Genomic DNA, 15,532 nt, shown 5'->3' on the forward strand with positions numbered 1-15,532 from the left:
CTGTTTCACTTTGCTTTATCACTTGTCATCGATTCATACAAATTCTGATAAGCACATACTGTTGCTTGTATTGAATACTGATTTCCGGCATATACAGAAGCCTTATATACGAAATTGTCCAAACCCGCATAATCCTGTATAATACAGTCTATCTTTTTTGCACACTCTTCGGCATTTTCTTTTTCGAAACAATATCCATATTTTCCCTGCCCAACAACTTCTGTAGGCCCATCACCGGAAACTAAAACAGGAATCCCTGCAATCATTGCTTCTACAACTGTTAAGCCAAACCCCTCGTAAATAGAAGGTTGAACAAACAAATCATATTCATGCAAATGTGTATAAATATAATTTCTGTCTCTCAAACCCAGAAAATTCACATTAGCTTGCAATTTATATTTTTCAACTAAAGATCGCAAATATTTTTCAGATTTACCTTCACCTACAAAATCTAAAGACACCGGTCTTTTATACTTGTTAACCAATAAGTCAAGAGCTTTCAATAAAACATGTTGTCCTTTTACTAAATGATCCAATCGACTTACCATTATTAATCGAAAAGGAGAAGATACCTCCAAAGATTTTCTTTTTTTGATCCGGTCAATATGTATACCATTCCATATTATTTCCGGACAAAATAAAGTACGCTTCGTTATATCTTGTTTTACAGAATCTGAAATTGCAACAATTTTCTCGAAACGAGAAAAATACTTATCACTGACCCCAACTGTATGGACTGTCAAACACAATTTTTTTTTGAAAACAGGAAGTAACATGCCTCCTATTACACAGTCATGACAATGTAAGATATCTGCATGCAACCTGAATAGTATTATATTCAAATATAAAAACAAGAATGGGTTACGGCTACCTGGCTTTCTGCCTATTCGCACAACCTGTACCTTTTTATCCAACGATCGTAATAAACGCTCTTCAACCAAATCATTTATTACAATTAAGGTAACACGATGCCCTTCAGCAACCTGCCGGTTTACAATATCCACCAGCATTGTTTCTGCCCCACCCGTTGTAAATGAACAAATTAAATGAGTAACAAACATTAAACCGATTGTTTATAAGCACCTATCAATTCTTTTAAACGATCACGTAAGAACAATACTCCTACAGGAATAGCCAATGTAAATACAATGATAAACAATCCCGCATACAATTTTCTCGGACCAACCGGATATTGTTTAACAAACGCCGTATCTATCAATTTCGCTTTCGTTTGATCGAGTCCTATTGACAAAGCCAATTCTTCTCTTTTTTGCAATAGCAAAAGATATACAGCCTGTGTTATTTCCTGCTGCCTTTTAAAATCAACATAAACACGTTCCTGCATAGGTACCGAGCCTATCCTACCTAACAACTGCTGTTCTTTATTTCTTAAATCCGTCAAAGTAGAAATCATTCCATTACGGGCATTAGCTATAGTTAAATAGACATTCTCCCTCAACCGGTCCAACTTCTCATTCATTTGCAAAATCAACGGGTTATCCGAGCTTGAGTTCTGTAACATCTTATTCCTTTCCAGCAAAGCATCATTATAGGCAACCAACGGGCTCCCTTCTGCATCTTGAGATAGCATTAAAGGAACCAGATTATATTTATTATCCGGATTCTTTACATAAGCATCCATTAAATTAACAACCTGAGACTGTGCTTCCATCTCTATAATTTTAGACTGAAGCTCTTTCATCTGCTCCGAATACATTTGAACATCATATTCTATCGCAGTCATTTTATTCTTCAACTTATATTCTTCAATAGCTCTTTCTGTCTTATTCAGATCTTCAACAACAGTGGCAATACGAGTGTCTAAAAATGCAATTGTTTTCTTTGACTCTGTCTTGTTATAACTATCAGATTGCTCATTATATATTCTAACCAGTGTATTCAAAATATCTATTCCTCTTTGCTTTTCATGATCATCACAGGTAAATTCCAACATATTTGAAAGTTTAGACACCTCTTCTATTGAAAAGCCATTAATCATATCCTCGGCAACCCAACGTACAGGTTGTATCAGAATATCCAGATCAAACGAATTCTTAGGTCCATTTCTAAAATCTATGGTAAACTCTCCCTGAGGCAACTCCAGTTTTGCAGGCAAAGAAGAAAATATTTCTTTCCCTTTAGAAGATTTAACCGTTATATTTCCTTTGGCATCCACAGAGACCTTTAATGCCACCCTATCACTCAACGACATCATTGTTAAAGAATCGGCTGTAACTACCAATGGAGAATTTGTATACAATTTATGCCATGAAAAGGGTTTGGTATATGATACATTAATACCCAATTCCAAAATCATTTTACTAAAGAGAGAGTTTGATGAAAATGTCATTATTTCATCATCTATATTTATCCCTCCGCTATTACCAGAACTTAATCCAAAAGATTTCATTAATCCGGAAGCTTCTCCCATAGAAATACCTCCTCCTATTAAATCTTTATTTTCCTGTAACTGCACACTGGCATACATTCCATAGGTCCTTGGATATAATAATAAGTAAAGTATAGCCAGAATTATAGACACAATAAATGCCCCTACAAAATATTTCCACTGATGTATATAGTAAACAATGATGTTTTTCAATTCCACGGTTTCATTATCAATAACTTTATTGCTCATGATTTATTTCTTTGAAGTATTAATAATTGTAATAACCATTGATGTTATGATTGACACAGCACTGATCACAGAAGAAAATACAGTTATATTATATTGTTGAGCCTGACTATAACGTGCGTTTTTCTTTTTAGCCTTATTAGGTTCAACATATATAACGTCATTCTGACGCAGGTAATAATAAGGAGAAGCAAATATTGCAGGATCAGTTAAATCCAAACGCGCCATTTCCTTTTGTCCGTTTTCATCTCTTATTATCAAGATATTCTTTCTGTTTGCATTAATCGTTAAATCGCCAGACTGGCCGATAGCATCCAATATAGACAAACGGTCATTACGTGCAGTTAACGATCCCGGTCGGTTAACTTCTCCCATCAAAGTCACTTTGAAGTTTGAAATTTGTATATTTACCAATGGATCTTTTACGTATTTAGATATCTTTTCTTCCAACATCTTGCTCAGCTCCTGCTTGGTCATCCCGGCAACATGCAACATGCCCAACACAGGAAAATTAATCATACCATCTTTATCTACCAGATAATTATATAAAGACTGAGATGCAAAAACGGGTTGATCTCCCTGTTGTGAATAAGCATACGTAGGAGGATTAAACGGTGTTACCACAGAAGGATCCCATGCCGTAACAGTGATATTTAATAAATCATCCGGAACTATTCTTGTATTATATGATTGGTTCATAGCTTCTTTTTGTTCCGGTGTCAACGAATCTACTCCTTGGAAATAAATGACATCTTTTGGCGTCCCACACGATCCTAACAATAAAGTTAGCAATACGACTCCTACTACTGATACTAATTTCACTCTCATAAACTTTACTAATATTCAAATAAGGTGCAAATATACGACTTTTAAACCAGCGGAAAACAACAATAATTGTTCCTAAATTCAAAGTTACATTAATAACGATGCAATACCCGATATATTGCTGCATGCAGGGCTAAAATTATCAACGGTTTTAGGGCTTTTTCATGAATTATTGCGTATGTTTGTCACAAAACAAATTGATTTATGGTAGAAATTGGAAAATATAATACCCTTAGAATAGTTAAGGATTTGGATTTCGGAGTCTATCTGGATGGCGGAAACGATCTGGAAATTCTCCTTCCGGCACGTTATGTTCCGAAGAATGTAAAACCGGGAGACGAAGTGGAAGTGTTTATCTATCATGACAACGAAGGGCGCATTATAGCAACAACAGCCAAACCTTTAGCTTTGGTTGGCGAATTTCAATACATGGAAGTAAAATCAGTTAATAATACCGGGGCTTTTCTCAACTGGGGTATTATGAAAGATTTGCTTGTTCCTTTCAAAGAGCAAAAAATGCCAATGAGAGAAGGTAAATGGTATCTTGTATATGTACGTCTTGACCATGTTACGGGACGTATCATGGCTTCCGCACGTATCGATAAATTCCTTAACAATACACCTCCTTTGTATGAACACAATCAAGAAGTGGATTTGTTGGTTGCAGAAGAGACCGAAATCGGATACAAAGTCATTATAAACAACTCGCATTGGGGGTTAATTTATCACAATGAAGTATTTCGCCGGCTCGAAAAGGGAGAACATTTAAAAGGATATATAAAAGATGTTCGCGAGGACGAAAAAATAGATGTCAGCCTTACTCCCCTAGGTTATAAAAAGGTAGAAGGTATAACCGGTACCATATTAGAATCATTGAAAGCACAAGGCGGTTACATTCCGGTACACGACAAAAGCGAGCCTGATGTTATCTATTCCTTGTTCCGTTGTAGCAAAAAAGCATTCAAACAAGCCATCGGAGCTTTATACAAACAAGGGCTTATCTCTATAGAAGAGAACGGAATCCGACTAAAAGAGTGAGAATACGTTTTTATCTAATTATTCTGCATTGCCAATAAGTATTTATAAACTCTTTGTATCTTTGGAAAGTTATATTAATAACATATCACTTAAACAGATAAACAAATGAAAAAGTATCTTTTCTTTGCTGCTTCCGCCGCTTTATTGATGGCTTGTAGTGAAAAACCGGGATATGATATCACCGGTACAGTTTCAGACTCCAACCTGAATGGGAAATATGTATATTTATATACATACGGTTCTAACGATGCAGCACCACTCGACAGTGCTTTGGTACAAAACGGTACTTTCACTTTAAAAGGTACACAAGAAACACCGGCTCTTCGCACGCTTCGTTTTGCAGAAGATGTAGTAGAACCTGTTCGTGCCAATACAGGAGAAAACGCCCCCTTCTCTGCCACATTCATTTTGGAAAACGGTAAACTTCAGGCAACGTTAGGCCCTTCTTCTTCTGTAAAAGGGACACCCGAAAATGATGCATTGGCAACACTGCAGGATAAAATAAAGGCAACCCGTCAAGACTGGGATAAGCTGATAAAAGACATGAAATCGGAAGATAAAGAAGTTGCCGAAGCTGCAGGAAAGAAATTGGATGAGATTGATGCTGCTGTAACTTCATTCGTAAAATCTTATATCACAGACAACAACAACAAACAGTCGGCTGCTAAATTGTTCTATGACTTCCGCTACAACTTAACAGAAGATGAACAGAATGACATCATTGCGCAGGCAGACTCCGTATTCAAGACTGTTCCGGGTATTAATGCAATGATAGATCATCTTAACATTCTGAAGAATGTGGCAGTAGGTAAACAATTTACCGACTTTGAAATGGCTGATGCAAAAGGACAAATGCATAAATTATCCGAATACGTAGGAAATGGTAAGAATGTAGTTCTTATTGATTTCTGGGCTTCCTGGTGCCCTCCATGCCGTCGCGAAATGCCTAATCTGGTTAATGCTTACAAGCAATATAAAAACAAAGGTTTCGAAATTATTGGTATTTCATTGGACAGCAATGCTGATGCGTGGGCAAAAGGTGTAAAAGACCTGAATATCACATGGCCTCAATTGTCAGACCTTCAGGGCTGGAAGAATGCTGGTGCAGCTCTTTATGGTGTAAATAGTATTCCACACACAGTACTGGTTGACAAAGACGGTACAATCATTGCTAAGAATCTGCACGGCGACGAACTGAATGCCAAGCTTAAAGAAGTAGTCAAATAAGAAAAACTTTTTTCTAAAATAAACAGCCAACGGGCTATTCTGCAAGTAATAATTTGCTTATGGAATAGCCCGTTTTCTTATTACAAAATCATCCCGGTCATTTTTATAATTCATCGAGATGATTTTTGAAAATGATCGGGATGATTATAAAAAACAATCCTTATTTTGCACCTTTCTTATTTTTCTCCTAACTTTGAGCAAACTATAATCTTACACGCCTATGTCTGCTCAAGATAGCTCCCGTAAGCTGGCTAATAATTCTGAATAATACGTTACTTAATCTTAACGACCAGAACAAATAACGAACCTTGCCGTTGCAGGGCTAAATTAAAAATTTTATCTTTGCGCGGATTTCCAATAGCTGTACTTAGTATTAAATTAGCATAAATTTTTATTATCACTTTAATATAATAAATTAGCGATTATGATTTATTCACATGAAGTTCAACACATGTGTGTTGTAAAGAAGGGAGCTAACCACCAGTGTGCTCCGATTCCTGAAGAAGGAAAGTGGGTTAGAGCAACTCAGATAACAGACATCTCTGGTTTGACTCACGGTATCGGTTGGTGTGCACCAAAACAAGGTGGATGTAAGCTGACTCTGAACGTTAAAGACGGAATCATTCAGGAAGCCCTTGTAGAAACTATCGGCTGCTCAGGTATGACTCACTCTGCTGCTATGGCTTCAGAAATTCTTCCGGGCAAAACATTGCTGGAAGCATTGAACACAGACCTTGTTTGTGACGCTATCAACACAGCAATGCGTGAATTATTCCTGCAGATCGTTTACGGTCGTACTCAGTCTGCATTCTCAGAAGGTGGTCTGCCAATCGGCGCAGGTTTGGAAGATTTGGGAAAAGGTCTTCGTAGTCAGGTTGGAACAATGTTCGGCACATTGGCAAAAGGTGTACGTTACCTGGAAATGGCAGAAGGATACTGCACCCGTATGGCATTAGATGCAGACGATGAAGTAATCGGTTATGAATTTATCCACCTGGGCAAATTCATGGATATGGTTAAGAAGGGTATCGATGCTAACGAAGCACTGGAAAAAGCGAAAGGTTCTTACGGTCGTTTCAAAGAAGCTGTAAAATATATCGATCCTCGTAATGAATAAGAAAACACTGACACGCGTCCTGCTGGGACTTACTGCAATAACAGTTGTGGGAACGGCAATCGCTTATTTCGTAATAAAGCCGGAAAAGCCCTGGTTGGCTTTTTATGTTGCCTGCTGCGGAGGTGTGCTTGTTTTCAATTTTCTGGTATCTTTATTCCTGGTAAATAAGAATTTAAAAAAATAAAATAATATGGCTTTATTTGAAAGTTATGACCGTCGTATTGATAATATCAACGCGGTTTTAAAAGAATATGGTATCAACGGTATCGAAGATGCAAAAGCTATCTGCGACGCTAAAGGTATCGATCCTTATACAATGTGTAAGGAAACTCAACCAATCTGTTTCGAAAACGCTTGTTGGGCATATGTAGTAGGTGCTGCTATTGCTATCAAGAAAGGTTGCACAAATGCTGCTGATGCTGCCGAAGCTATCGGTATCGGTTTGCAGGCATTCTGTATTGCCGGTTCAGTAGCCGAAGACCGTAAGGTAGGTATCGGACACGGTAACCTGGCTGCACGCTTGTTGCGCGAAGAAACAAAATGTTTCGCATTCCTGGCTGGTCACGAATCATTCGCTGCTGCCGAAGGTGCTATCAAGATCGCTGAAATGGCAAACAAAGTTCGCAAAGAACCGTTGCGCGTCATTCTGAACGGTCTGGGCAAAGATGCTGCTAAAATTATTTCTCGTATAAACGGTTTCACTTACGTTCAGACTCAGTTTGATTATATGACTGGAGAGGTAAACGTTGTGGAAGAAAAAGCATACTCAACCGGTCTGCGTGCAAAAGTAAAGTGCTACGGTGCTGACGATGTTCGCGAAGGTGTTGCTATCATGCGTAAAGAAGGTGTTGACGTATCTATCACAGGTAACTCAACTAACCCAACTCGCTTCCAGCACCCGGTAGCCGGCACATACAAGAAAGAATGTATGGAAAACGGTCATCCGTATTTCTCTGTTGCTTCAGGTGGTGGTACAGGCCGTACTTTACACCCGGATAACATGGCCGCTGGTCCTGCTTCTTATGGTATGACCGACACAATGGGCCGTATGCACGGTGACGCTCAGTTCGCTGGTTCTTCATCTGTTCCTGCTCACGTAGAAATGATGGGATTCCTGGGTATGGGTAACAACCCGATGGTAGGTGCTACAGTTGCTATCGCGGTATCTATTGAGCAAGCAATGAAGAAGTAATTAGAGACTTCTATATACAATATATCCCCGTAACTCGATGAGTTATGGGGATTTTTGTTTTTAGGGCACGAGTGATCTCGTATGTAGAGTAGTAATATGCTATTGTAGCTGCAGGAGCAGTGGTAACAAAGGATGTAGAACCGAATTCTATCGGTAGCAGGTGTGCCTGCCGCTTACATACGTGACATTAATAAATAGGCAGCGTTTTTTAATAATCTTTTGGAGTAGTATAAAAATAGTCGTAATTCCATTTTCATACAGCATTTTCTTATCCGAAATTTATTGATACATTTGTTGCATATCAAATCAAAAACAATCATGACACTAAGTATTGAACAGAATACATGCATAAAGTGTAAGAAATGCGTACAGGTATGTCCTGCTAACATCTTTATCCAGAAAAAAAACAAAGAAGCGATTGAGTTACAATATATCGACAGTTGCATTGTATGTGGTCATTGTGTGGACGTCTGTCCCACAAATTCTGTTCTGCACAGTGAATTTCCGTTGGAAAATGTTCACACAATTGATTACAGTTATATGCCCGATCCGGACCGGTTGATGGAACTGATAAAATCCCGCCGTTCCAACCGTACCATCACTACCCGGCCTGTACCCAAAGAGATGCTGGACAAAATTGTGGAAGCAGCCAATTGTGCGCCTACCGCCACAAATGCACAAACAGTATCTTTCACGGTAATTACAGATCCGGCAAAGCTCCGTCAGGTAAGCGATTACACGATCAATGTATTTAACTCTTTGGCTAAATTTTTACTAAATCCAGTTATAAAGTGCCTGCTGAAGCCATTTATGAAAGATGTATATAAATATGTACCTACATTTGAACGTCTAAAACAGGAACATGCAGCCGGCAATGATCCGATTCTCCGAAAAGCGACAGCACTGCTGTTTATTCATACGCCTAAATCTAACCGGTTTGGGAGTGAGGATTCGAATCTGGCATACCAAAACGCATCTTTAATGGCACAGGCTCTAGGTGTAAGTCAAATATATATGGGTTTTGTTCTTACAGCTATCAAGCAAGAAAAAAAAGATACTTTGGCAAAAGGACTGGGAATAGATGGAAAAATTCACGCTATCATGGCGCTGGGTATGCCAGCTTTCCGATATCCTAAATATGCAGACAGAAAGCCCGCCAAATATCAACTCATATAAAACCAATGCATTATAAACAATAATAGCTGTGTATCCCAACATTATATTGTTCGATGGTATCTGCAATCTATGCAACGGAGTAGTCTGCTTTTTAATTAAGAGGGATAAAAAAGCAGTATTCCGGTTTATGCATTACCACTGTTATGAATGAGTATAGAAGAACTATATTGGTTGTATCGCACGACTTGACATTCACAAAAGAGATACGAGCAAACACCAGATATTTGGAATTAGTTTAATTCATATCTTTGCAATAGAGTAAATACAATGAACATGGATATTTTGTTAGACGTACATACACATACAACAGCCAGTGGGCACGCTTTTAGCACCTTACAGGAAATGGCACAGGCTGCTGCTGAAAAGAAATTAAAAGTACTCGGAATAACAGAGCATTCGCCAGGTATTCCAGGGACTTGCGATCCGATTTATTTCCGTAATTTGCATGTTGTTCCCCGTCAAATGTACGGCGTCGAATTATTACTTGGTGCGGAGCTAAATATTATTGATTACAAAGGTTCGGTAGATTTACCGGAAAGCTATTTTCCGATGCTTGACATTAAGATTGCCGGTATACACTCTCTTTGCTATACCCCGGGAACAATAGACGAAAACACTTCAGCTATGATTGGAGCTATTCGCAATCCGGCCATCAATATAATCAGTCATCCGGGAGACGGCACTGCGTTGTTGAACTTCGAACCAATTGTATTAGCCGCTAAAGAAAGTCGTACGCTTTTGGAGATTAACAATAGTTCATTGAATCCGATAAGAAATAAGCCATCGGCACGCAAAAACAATATTGAGATATTGAAACTATGCAAGAAGTATGATATACCGGTGATATTAGGAAGTGATGCGCACATCAGTTTTGACATTGCATGCTACGATCATATTAACGAATTGCTAATGGAAACAGATTTTCCCGAAAGCCTCATCCTTAATGATAAAATAAACTACTTTAAAGCGTTTATAAATTAAGAACCGGCAGGTGGCAGTTAGTATTAAGACATAGCATCTTTCATATTTCTGCCACCTGTAAGTCTTCTGTTATTTACAATGTTCCTGAATTAATTTATCAGCAACGGGGTCGCCCAGCTCTTTCGCCTTTTGAAATGCAGCGCATGCCTCGGCTTTCTTTTCCTGTCTAATGAAACATACTCCTTTCAGACGATAACAGGCAGCAAAGTCAGGTGCAATGCTTAACGCCTTTTCTATGCTGGCTAATGCCTGATCGCAAGTTTGCATACGGATATATATAGAAGCTTCTTCTGCATAATAATTCGGATCTTGCGGACTCATCTTTATAGCTTCCCGGATATCTTTCAAAGCACCGGCCAGATCGCCTAAACGGAATTTGGCTTGTTCGCGATAATAGAAGAAAGCATCGGATACACGCCCTCCCATAAGACGATAATATAAATCGTAATCGTCTACAGCCTCTTTATATTGCATTAATTTCATTCGCAATTCCACACGTTCGAGCACATACTCCGCTGTTTCCGCAGAAGCCGTAGGCCTATTTTTGGCAATAGCACTATCCAACAACATAATTAATTCGCCCAAATTAGCACCTGGCATGTTCTCCCTTGCTTTTGCTGCCATATAATAAGAAGCAGAAGAAGCCACGTTACTGTTATTGGTTATCATATAATTTGCATATGCATCTTCATAATTCTTGCGTGCAAAATAAATATCACCCAACAATTGGTGATAAACAGGCTGATCGTCTTCCTTTATAGCTTGTTGAAGAGATTCCAAAGCAGCATCCACAGTCCAGTTTTTATCATTTAAAGTAGAATCGGCAGACACGCCGTAAATTAGCTTGGCCTTGTTAAACCACATATCACCTTTGCTTTTACTATACTTTCCGGAAGTGTTAATATCTTCCAAAGCCAAAGCAAGGAGTTTTGATTCTTCAGCCGGGCCGGAAGCCAGCACAGCACGGTTATATGCATAATGTGAAGCACGATTCAGATATCCCTCGGGAACATTCGGGAAGCGGGCAATAAAATCATTCAACGTATTCAGGTATTCTTCTGCATTCTGTGTACCGGCCATAAGATAAAGAGAAACCAGCGCTTCATCCGCCGATGCCGGCCATGCCTTCCGTATTCCGATCGAAGTATAGACCGTATTAAAAGCATCCGACGACTTAAGAGCCAGGCTATTGGCATATCTGGCCGAAACAGCATACGAATTTGCATTTTTGCCGGAAGCATCATCCTGTGCAAGCCCGAACACTTCGCCATTCTCCGTAAGCATTGGAGCATTAGACTGTCCTGTCATTAGTGGAAAGCTTATTTTATAATAGCTGTAAGAGTCCTTCAGTCTGGAGACTTCTGTAATCTGCCCCTCACTAAAAGCAATATTTTTACCTGTAGAATAGGGCATCAAATAAACTTTTGTACCAGCCGGCAAGGCTTCTGAAACCAACGGCAGATAAGATACCTTTTTAGGGACAGATACCTGTACTTTTATGACATCATACAATTCGTCTGCACCAATAATAAAAGTTACCGGATAGGTATTGCCTGCCGCGTCAGTTACATTTGCTTTTTGTGCATCCTTAAAAAGAGAATAGGCCGAAAGGGCTTCTCCCGATTCACTGACAAAGAATCCCAGTCCTTTATGAAGTACCGTATTGTCTTTTTTATACGTAGTAACCGTTAATACGGCATTCTTTTCCTTCCCCATCCATTTAGGAGCTTTTTTCTGGGCAGCCAGTGTCAGGATATGGCAACATATCACCAAAAATAGTAGTACTCGTTTCATTTTATTTCATGTTATCAGATATACCTGGCAAAAATAGGGATAATTTTAGAGCACAGGCCATAACTGTACAGAAAATATAGATAATATCCTACCTTTCCGTGAGAGTGTCTCACCTTATGCCGTGAGAGTGTCTCACCTTATGCCGTGGGAGTGTCTCACCTTATGCCGTGGGAATGTCTCACCTTATGCCGTGGGAGTGCTTCACCTTTCCTGTTGTATATTTATAGGTAAAACAAGCCAGAACGAAATAAACAAGGCACTGTATCCACAACGTAATATACTCCACCGAAATCTGGGATAAAGAGGCTCCCATTGAACTTAACTGCACATATCCCAATGTTGCGGGCGAGACCGGCAGAATATAGTGGGCAACCCTCCAATACCACGGCATCAGTTCCAAAGGATAAGACACGCCTGAAAGAAAGACTAACCCGACAGAAAAAAACGCAATCATCAACAGAGGTGCTTCCGAGTCTGTGAAAAACAGGGATGCAGCCAATCCCAGAAAACTGGTAGCAAGAAGAAAAGGGATCAGCAACATGACGATTTCGAACGGATTTCCGATAGCCGGCATACCAAACAACAAGGGAATCAGTCCTAAAAGGAAACAACAAAAAATAGCATAAAGCATAACATAAACAAACGTCTTAGCCGCTACCACCCGCGCCATACGTCCGAAAGAGAGTCCCTGAGAAGCAAACCGGGCTATAGAACCCGTATGCCGTTCTCTCCCGCTTATCATTCCGATAAGCATCATTAGTGTTTGGAAAACAATAATAATCAATACTGCCGGAATCAGATAAGAACCATAACCTTCCGTGTGATTATAAAGTGCGGTTCCGACAACAGTGATTGGCTGAGCCATAGCCAGCTGCGAAGCCGCTTGTTCCGGCAGGAATACCATCATATTGGGGCGGTAGTCTTCATCCAGGGCCAGCATAGCTGCTGCAGAAGCTTCCTGCATCGACATATAATAAAGAAATGCGCTGGTAGTTTCATACATAATAAAAACAGACTGTCCGCCGCGCGAAACACGATCTTCAAAATCATCCGGAATATAAACAATACCAACCACCTGATCACGCTTCATCAGATCCTGCGCTTCTGTGTAATCCACGGCGTTAGTCAGCACCTCTACCTGAGGCGTTACATTCAGATAACGGGTAAACTGTCTGCTTAGTTCGCTGTGAGAATGATCCACCACGGCAACAGGCGCATTGCGCACCACATCCGGAGCATACATGTAATTATAAAGAAGGCCATAAACAAATATGCCACCTATCAGAACCAGTAAAATAGAGTAGCTGGTACTGATTACACGAAATTCATCATATATAATCTCTGCTATATCTGCTAGATATTTCTTCATATTCACTCAATATTTTCATACTTATGACTTAATACAGCATGTTTCAAATGTGGCAACATCAGCAAAGCAAGCAGTATATAAACAAACAATAAAGCTATACTCTGCCAGGCATAAGCAAATCCATAATCGCCATATAAAAGGTTCTGGCATATTTCCACAAAGTGCCGAACCGGGAAAAGAAAAGAAGTATAATAAACCGGAGCGTACATGGAAGCAACCGGGAAAGTTACCCCCGATAAAGTTGCCCCCAAAGATCCCACCATAGAGACAATACTGATAATAATACTAATTGCAGGAAAAAGCGAGAAGATAAACACCGCCATCGCCTGTGTAGCAATAACAAACAGGATAGCAACAAGATTAAGCGGCCAGAACCCACAGGAAAAAGGTATGTGCATTACTCCGAACAAGACATAATTTGCAAACACGCTCATGATACTGAAGATAACCGTATAAGGAAGCAACTTCCCCAACATGGCTATCACCATATTCCCACCGGCCGAGGTAATCCATTCATCTCCTGTCTTGAACTTGATTTCGCTTCCCACGGCATAAACAGTCACAAGCAATATTATTACCTGAAAGAAGATATAAAAAAAGGGTTGGCTCAAATAAACGGAGTAGTCCAAATCGGGGTTGAATAAAGGATGACTGCTCGATTTAACAGGCAGCAGGAAAGTTGTAACCTGATCCACCCCTACTCCCGCAGCCGTAGCTTGTGCTACAACGGGAGCCATTGATAAAGTACGCAAAGTAGTCTCAAATGCCGACCTTACTTCGCCTCCCACACTCAATAAAGCATAATGATAGTAGTACGACAAAACAGCCTCACGACCTGCCGTAGCATTTGCCTCGAACTGATAAGGTATGACTAAATAACCGTATATTTCTTTTGCTTGTGTAGCCTTTCGGGCAGCTTCTGCATCCGTATAATGTGCAGTAACGCGAAAAGTCGGAACAGATCCGATCTGGCGGGTAACCTCGCGCGACATCCCGGTCTGATCCTGGTCTACTATTCCTATCGGAATATTTTCCATTTGACCGTTCCCAAAGATTGTAGCCATGAAAAGCACACAGAATAGAGGCAGAATGATGCATACCCCGAAGTAAAGCCTACGGGAAACCATCCTCTTCATCTCTCTTGTGAGAACCGAAACAAAATACGTCATACTCTTTACGATTATTCAATTTTCAAATTCCACAAGTACAGACATACCCGGCCTTAGCCCCTCCACTTTTGAGGTAGGAGACGCATGCAACTGAAAGGTACGAAGATCGTAACTACCGGTCTGTTTTGTAGATTTCCAGGTGGCAAAGCTGCCAAGAGGACTGATATAATAGATTTTAAATTCAATCCCTTTCTTATCGATTGCCGGAACATCTGCCAGAAATGTACCGCCCATTTTAAAGAAGGGTAAACGATCTTCACGGACATTTAATACGACATGCACGTCGTCCAACACAACCAGATTCATAATCGGCATACCGGCTCCTACCAACTCACCCCGTTTAGGAAATATCGTAGAAATTTGCCCGGATTCAGGAGCAGTCAAACGTGCATCCTGCAACAGTGCTTCTACTTCCTCTACCGTTCCACGAGCAGCTTGCACCAACGAACGTGCACTTTCCTTATCCTGCAACCGAGCACCTTCAACAGCCATCTGATACTGGCTGTGTGCCGCCTTTTCATTAGCAACAGCGGCCTGATAGAGAGCTTCCACTTCATCTTTACGCTGGGAAGTAACAACGCTATCTTTATATAAAGCCTGAATCCGTTTATAAGTTGTACCGGCCAATTGCAAATCGGATTTAGATTTATTCCACAACTGCAAAAGGGAGTTGATAATTTGCTTACGAGTCCCTTCATCGACCTTCTGGTGCTGGTAAATGGCAACATCTTCCATTGCATTTGCCTGCTGATACTTCGCCTGTGCTTCGGGGCTGTTTATAACAACAAGGGTATCACCCTGTTTTACAAATTGCCCTTCCTCCACAAGAAACGTATCGATACGACCGGGAAGCTTACCCGATATACGGATTTCTGTTGATTCTATCTGTCCTTGCAATATTACAGGCTTTTTACCCAATAAAGCCATACCGACAGCCGATATAATCACAACTGCTACGAGTATCACAATAAAAGAGATACTTAAATATTTCCTTGTCTTATCCATAAAT

Annotated in this window: 15 protein-coding genes; 8 read left to right on the top strand and 7 right to left on the bottom strand. The window is 40.0% G+C overall.

Features of this window, described 5'->3' with window-relative positions:
* Nucleotides 1-5: 5 nt before the first annotated feature.
* From ACYIB7_RS10215 to ACYIB7_RS10225, 3 genes are read right to left on the bottom strand one after another with little or no spacing between them, the layout of a single operon-like run.
* A complete protein-coding gene (locus tag ACYIB7_RS10215; protein ID WP_480336968.1) occupies nt 6-1,061 on the bottom strand; it encodes a glycosyltransferase in 1,056 nt (351 codons plus the stop codon).
* Nucleotides 1,061-2,638 (bottom strand): GumC family protein, encoded by a 1,578-nt coding sequence (locus ACYIB7_RS10220; protein ID WP_480336969.1) that lies wholly within the window; start codon nt 2,636-2,638, stop codon nt 1,061-1,063. The genes ACYIB7_RS10215 and ACYIB7_RS10220 overlap by 1 nt, the downstream gene beginning before the upstream one ends.
* 3 nt (nt 2,639-2,641) lie before the next feature.
* On the bottom strand, nt 2,642-3,463 hold the full coding sequence (locus ACYIB7_RS10225; protein ID WP_103982246.1) for a polysaccharide biosynthesis/export family protein: 822 nt from the start codon (nt 3,461-3,463) through the stop codon (nt 2,642-2,644).
* Nucleotides 3,464-3,664: 201 nt separating this feature from the next.
* On the opposite strand from ACYIB7_RS10225, the gene ACYIB7_RS10230 reads away from it, so the two are divergent.
* The 8 genes from ACYIB7_RS10230 to ACYIB7_RS10265 all read left to right on the top strand — a co-directional run bounded on the left by ACYIB7_RS10230 (nt 3,665) and on the right by ACYIB7_RS10265 (nt 10,191).
* On the top strand, nt 3,665-4,498 hold the full coding sequence (locus tag ACYIB7_RS10230; RefSeq protein ID WP_099465054.1) for a CvfB family protein: 834 nt from the start codon (nt 3,665-3,667) through the stop codon (nt 4,496-4,498).
* A gap of 105 nt (nt 4,499-4,603) precedes the next feature.
* Nucleotides 4,604-5,725, top strand: a complete 1,122-nt coding sequence (locus ACYIB7_RS10235) for a redoxin domain-containing protein (RefSeq protein ID WP_480336970.1) — start codon at nt 4,604-4,606, stop codon at nt 5,723-5,725.
* A 424-nt stretch (nt 5,726-6,149) separates the two neighbouring features.
* Nucleotides 6,150-6,842, top strand: coding sequence for an iron-sulfur cluster assembly scaffold protein (locus tag ACYIB7_RS10240; RefSeq protein WP_099465051.1), 693 nt, complete (start codon nt 6,150-6,152; stop codon nt 6,840-6,842).
* The gene (locus ACYIB7_RS10245) at nt 6,835-7,026 is read left to right on the top strand and encodes a hypothetical protein (protein WP_099465050.1); all 192 of its coding nucleotides are present in this window, start codon (nt 6,835-6,837) and stop codon (nt 7,024-7,026) included. The genes ACYIB7_RS10240 and ACYIB7_RS10245 overlap by 8 nt, the downstream gene beginning before the upstream one ends.
* A gap of 6 nt (nt 7,027-7,032) precedes the next feature.
* Nucleotides 7,033-8,034 carry a GGGtGRT protein gene (locus tag ACYIB7_RS10250; RefSeq protein WP_103982248.1) on the top strand — a complete coding sequence of 334 codons (1,002 nt, stop codon included), beginning with the start codon at nt 7,033-7,035 and terminating at the stop codon, nt 8,032-8,034.
* A 318-nt stretch (nt 8,035-8,352) separates the two neighbouring features.
* Nucleotides 8,353-9,210, top strand: a complete 858-nt coding sequence (locus ACYIB7_RS10255) for a nitroreductase family protein (protein ID WP_103982249.1) — start codon at nt 8,353-8,355, stop codon at nt 9,208-9,210.
* Nucleotides 9,211-9,238: 28 nt separating this feature from the next.
* The gene (locus tag ACYIB7_RS10260) at nt 9,239-9,361 is read left to right on the top strand and encodes a DCC1-like thiol-disulfide oxidoreductase family protein (protein ID WP_200817928.1); all 123 of its coding nucleotides are present in this window, start codon (nt 9,239-9,241) and stop codon (nt 9,359-9,361) included.
* 122 nt (nt 9,362-9,483) lie between these two features.
* Nucleotides 9,484-10,191, top strand: coding sequence for a phosphatase (locus ACYIB7_RS10265; protein WP_103982251.1), 708 nt, complete (start codon nt 9,484-9,486; stop codon nt 10,189-10,191).
* A gap of 69 nt (nt 10,192-10,260) precedes the next feature.
* Here ACYIB7_RS10265 and ACYIB7_RS10270 read toward each other — a convergent pair whose 3' ends face one another.
* The 4 genes from ACYIB7_RS10270 to ACYIB7_RS10285 form a co-directional block, all read right to left on the bottom strand.
* Nucleotides 10,261-11,985, bottom strand: coding sequence for a tetratricopeptide repeat-containing S1 family peptidase (locus tag ACYIB7_RS10270; RefSeq protein ID WP_103982252.1), 1,725 nt, complete (start codon nt 11,983-11,985; stop codon nt 10,261-10,263).
* 178 nt (nt 11,986-12,163) lie between these two features.
* On the bottom strand, nt 12,164-13,354 hold the full coding sequence (locus tag ACYIB7_RS10275; RefSeq protein ID WP_103982253.1) for an ABC transporter permease: 1,191 nt from the start codon (nt 13,352-13,354) through the stop codon (nt 12,164-12,166).
* Between the two features lie 2 nt (nt 13,355-13,356).
* Nucleotides 13,357-14,523 (bottom strand): ABC transporter permease, encoded by a 1,167-nt coding sequence (locus ACYIB7_RS10280; protein WP_480336974.1) that lies wholly within the window; start codon nt 14,521-14,523, stop codon nt 13,357-13,359.
* Nucleotides 14,524-14,538: 15 nt separating this feature from the next.
* Nucleotides 14,539-15,528, bottom strand: a complete 990-nt coding sequence (locus ACYIB7_RS10285; protein WP_480336976.1) for an HlyD family secretion protein — start codon at nt 15,526-15,528, stop codon at nt 14,539-14,541.
* Between the last annotated feature and the right edge of the window lie 4 nt (nt 15,529-15,532).

The sequence above is a fragment of the Parabacteroides sp. KHUB-03 genome (genome assembly GCF_056640975.1).

What these genes read in the sequence shown, in the direction of transcription:
- ACYIB7_RS10215 (WP_480336968.1), bottom strand. Translation starts at nt 1,061, where the DNA reads ATGTTTGTTACTCATTTAATTTGTTCATTTACAACGGGTGGGGCAGAA.
- ACYIB7_RS10220 (WP_480336969.1), bottom strand. Translation starts at nt 2,638, where the DNA reads ATGAGCAATAAAGTTATTGATAATGAAACCGTGGAATTGAAAAACATC.
- ACYIB7_RS10225 (WP_103982246.1), bottom strand. Translation starts at nt 3,463, where the DNA reads ATGAGAGTGAAATTAGTATCAGTAGTAGGAGTCGTATTGCTAACTTTA.
- ACYIB7_RS10230 (WP_099465054.1), top strand. Translation starts at nt 3,665, where the DNA reads ATGGTAGAAATTGGAAAATATAATACCCTTAGAATAGTTAAGGATTTG.
- ACYIB7_RS10235 (WP_480336970.1), top strand. Translation starts at nt 4,604, where the DNA reads ATGAAAAAGTATCTTTTCTTTGCTGCTTCCGCCGCTTTATTGATGGCT.
- ACYIB7_RS10240 (WP_099465051.1), top strand. Translation starts at nt 6,150, where the DNA reads ATGATTTATTCACATGAAGTTCAACACATGTGTGTTGTAAAGAAGGGA.
- ACYIB7_RS10245 (WP_099465050.1), top strand. Translation starts at nt 6,835, where the DNA reads ATGAATAAGAAAACACTGACACGCGTCCTGCTGGGACTTACTGCAATA.
- ACYIB7_RS10250 (WP_103982248.1), top strand. Translation starts at nt 7,033, where the DNA reads ATGGCTTTATTTGAAAGTTATGACCGTCGTATTGATAATATCAACGCG.
- ACYIB7_RS10255 (WP_103982249.1), top strand. Translation starts at nt 8,353, where the DNA reads ATGACACTAAGTATTGAACAGAATACATGCATAAAGTGTAAGAAATGC.
- ACYIB7_RS10265 (WP_103982251.1), top strand. Translation starts at nt 9,484, where the DNA reads ATGGATATTTTGTTAGACGTACATACACATACAACAGCCAGTGGGCAC.
- ACYIB7_RS10270 (WP_103982252.1), bottom strand. Translation starts at nt 11,985, where the DNA reads ATGAAACGAGTACTACTATTTTTGGTGATATGTTGCCATATCCTGACA.
- ACYIB7_RS10275 (WP_103982253.1), bottom strand. Translation starts at nt 13,354, where the DNA reads ATGAAGAAATATCTAGCAGATATAGCAGAGATTATATATGATGAATTT.
- ACYIB7_RS10280 (WP_480336974.1), bottom strand. Translation starts at nt 14,523, where the DNA reads ATGACGTATTTTGTTTCGGTTCTCACAAGAGAGATGAAGAGGATGGTT.
- ACYIB7_RS10285 (WP_480336976.1), bottom strand. Translation starts at nt 15,528, where the DNA reads ATGGATAAGACAAGGAAATATTTAAGTATCTCTTTTATTGTGATACTC.